Source organism: Novipirellula sp. (assembly GCF_041583735.1).
Taxonomy (GTDB): Bacteria; Planctomycetota; Planctomycetia; order Pirellulales; family Pirellulaceae; genus Novipirellula.
Map to the genome: position 1 here is coordinate 1 of NZ_JBFHFD010000840.1, position 3,171 is coordinate 3,171.

Here is a 3,171-nt window from a genome sequence, read left to right on the forward strand (position 1 = left end):
CTTAAAAAATATGCATTATTAACCGATGGCAACAGTTTAACGATCCAATGCCCCGTTGTCTGTAAGGAGTCAATTGGGGGAACGACTTGCACGCAGCATTGGCAAAATCCAGCGTGCTGGGGCGTTCCGTTTAGCGAAATGCTCTCCCTTAGTTGGTGGTCGACGAACCCTCTGGGAATGCCGGTCTGGCAAGATAGGCCGAGTTTGCGGCTCGTTCGGATTCTCTTGGTCATTCCGGTTCTACGGCGACGATATCAGAGGGCAACACGATCCCATCGATAGAGGTTCCCGATGAATTCCCGTAATACTGTCATTTCGTCACGTCGATCCCGCACGATCAAGGCGGTCATCCGATTCGCCGTGGTGGGCACCATGGCTGCATCCTTGGCGACGCCGACGCTTCCCGTGGTCGCATCCGAATGCGGCTGTGAAACCGCAGCCTGTGATTGCGGCGGAATCGCTCTGCCCATGATGGGCGATTGTGGATGTGATGGAGGTGCGAGAATGGCTTGCCCACCAAAACATGGTCCGATCTATCGCTCACTGGACGCGTTTGCCGGCGGGATCGAAAAATTGCTCGGATTGGATAAATGTCGAACCGGGGGCTGCGACCAAGCTTCGTGTGACTCGGCGATGGGCCACATGATGCCATACGAAGGACACGAGATTAACGTCGTTCCGTATGCAACCGAAGATTCCCATTACGAAGGTCCGGTCGAAATCTACGAAGATAGCTTCGAACCGACGCCGCCGCACATGGCCGTGCCACCCACTCCGCAACCGCGAGTCATGGCACCTCGTGTGCCGATGCAGATGAGTGAACCGATCATTCGCTCGAGTCCTGCGGCACGCCAACCGACGGCGCCGCGTTCACGAGGAGGCCAATCAATTGGATCGGGAGTGGTGCCGCAATCACGCGTCGTGCCTCGTGCGATTCCCACGCCTCGCCCCGAGGTGCCGAGTCGCCCGGCTGAACAACCGCCAGCCGCACCGAAAGAGGAAGGGGGATCGTTGTTCGATAGTCTGTCGGATCCGTTCAGCGAAGACGAAGTGCGAGTGAAGCGATTCAATCCCGTGCGTCAAACGCAATACGAAGTCCCCAAGGTGAACCGCACCGCGTTGCCCGGAACGAATTGAAAAAAACGATTCACCTTACCGGTGGGGAGGTCAGAGTCGGCGGTAGCCGGCTCTGGGTGGGGCTCGTTGTGTTGGGAGTGGAACCGCCAATCTCTGACTCGCCGGTTGGCTCGCGTTTCTTCGCACTGCTTATTGATTCAGCAGATCGCGATACAGAGTCCGGTAACGATCGACCATCGTCGGAATCGAAAAATCGATACGAGCCCGAGCTTGGTTTTGAAGTCCAAGTTCATGTGCAAAATCGGCGTTCTCGAGAAAACGCGTGACTCGCTTGGCCATCGCCGGCGAATCACCCGATTCGAACAGTTGGTCGTCCGCCGCGTGCGCCAACAACGTACTGGATCCTTCGACACTACTGCAAACGACTGGCAACCCCGCCGCCATCGCTTCAAGCACCACATTGGGCATGCCCTCATAACGACTGGGCAGCACCAGCACGCGTGATGCTCGCATCCAGGCCGCGATGTTGGGATGCCACGGCAACCGCTGGACTCGGTCATGGCCTACATGCTGCGTCCAATCATCGATTTTCTCTGCGAGCGGCCCCTCGCCTATCAACAGCATGCGACGTTTCGAACCCGCTGGCGCCAGCGTATCGATTTGTTCTTGAATCAGCTCCAGTCCTTTTTGCGGGTGCATCCGCCCCACAAATAGAGTCACCACGCTGTCGTCGTCCCAACCGATCGTGTGCAAGGCGACCGGATGGGCGGTTGAAAATCTTGGCACGTCTACCGCGTTGGGGATGACCGAGGTTCGCTCGGCCTGAGTGCCTAGATACTGGTGCGAAAACTGCTTCACTTCTTCGCTGACACAGACGACATGATTCATTTTTTTAATCAGTCGTCGTTCGATCTGGCAGCGGATTCGATTCGCCTCGGCAACGCGGATGCCGCCTACACAAACATCTACTGCCGCGTCTTTTGCCGCTAACGTCCCGATCACATTGGCATGAAACAAGAAGGTCTGGACGAGTGATGGCTGAAACGCTCGTAGCAGCTTGGCCAATTCACGTCGCGCCCGAATGAAGTGCCACGCCGAGTCGAGATTCAGATAGGTGACCGAAATCCCATGCGAAGAAAGTCGGTCGGCGAAGATCGCTTTTTGCGGAAGTGGCGGCGAGCCAAAACTGTAGACACGCACGTCGTCGCCGTTGTCGGCGAGTCCGATCGCAATCTCGGACAAACACCGTTCGGCGCCGCCGGGATTCAATTCGGTAATGACTAGGGCGATTCGCATCCGACCAATATAATCGTGGCTTACAATATGCGAGCGGCAATCACGACTGCGGCGGTTTCAATTCGATAAATTCGGTTGCCAAGCGGCAGGCACTGGAATCCGTTTTGAATCGCCAAACCGACTTCGTCCTCGGTCCATCCACCCTCGGGCCCCACCGCGGCACTGCAATTTATAGCGTCGTTGCGGTTAGCGGCTGCGACTTGATCAGCATCGTCGGCAGGATGGGCAATCCAACGGAGTTGATCTTGTTGTGCCGCGTCGGCAAAAAATTGGCTGCTGGTGAGCGTGTCTTCGATTTCCATCAAATGGTTACGGCCGGATTGTTTGCAAGCTTCGATCACGGTCCGTCTCAGTTTTTCCAGTAGCGATGCCGATGGCTCACGCTGCGTCCGTGCCGCCACGATTGGTGTTAACGTTTTCACTCCGATTTCGGTCAAGCGTTCGACCAGCTCGCGACAACGATCGGGCTTCGGCAGCGCCACGCCCAAATGCAGTGACACCTGGGGCTCACGATCTGGCTGGGTGGTCGGCTGGGTGCTGCAAAAACACTCGCGCCGGGTGATTGAGTCGATCACCGCCTCGGCCTCGCTTCCCTTGCCATCAAACAGCGTGATCGAATCGCCGGTTTTGACCCGCATCACCCGGATGGCATGCTGAGCCTCGGCGTCGACCAGGACGATGTTTCCCCCGTTGGAGGGCAGGTTAGAACAATAATAACGACGAGTCATTGTGGAATCGGGGGAGCGTGGCGAATACGCGAGTCGGTGACCCAGGGATGCTGGAGGATCGATCAAAGCA

The 3,171-nt window shown here is 57.0% G+C and carries 3 protein-coding genes; 1 reads left to right on the forward strand and 2 read right to left on the reverse strand.

The window, feature by feature from the left end:
- The first annotated feature begins 291 nt into the window (after positions 1-291).
- Positions 292-1,137: a hypothetical protein gene (locus tag ABX962_RS33520; protein ID WP_372726028.1), complete on the forward strand. Its 846-nt coding sequence runs from the start codon at positions 292-294 to the stop codon at positions 1,135-1,137.
- A gap of 129 nt (positions 1,138-1,266) precedes the next feature.
- Here the strand turns inward: ABX962_RS33520 and ABX962_RS33525 are convergent, their stop codons facing one another.
- Together ABX962_RS33525 and ABX962_RS33530 are read right to left on the reverse strand one after the other, a co-directional pair.
- Positions 1,267-2,373, reverse strand: coding sequence for a glycosyltransferase (locus tag ABX962_RS33525; protein ID WP_372726029.1), 1,107 nt, complete (start codon positions 2,371-2,373; stop codon positions 1,267-1,269).
- A gap of 20 nt (positions 2,374-2,393) precedes the next feature.
- Positions 2,394-3,171: 16S rRNA (uracil(1498)-N(3))-methyltransferase (locus ABX962_RS33530; protein ID WP_372726030.1), on the reverse strand; the 778-nt coding region annotated here is incomplete at its 5' end.

Bases quoted from the DNA above. Each gene is read 5' to 3' on its own strand.
- ABX962_RS33520 (WP_372726028.1), top strand. From the start codon at position 292: ATGAATTCCCGTAATACTGTCATTTCGTCACGTCGATCCCGCACGATC.
- ABX962_RS33525 (WP_372726029.1), bottom strand. From the start codon at position 2,373: ATGCGAATCGCCCTAGTCATTACCGAATTGAATCCCGGCGGCGCCGAA.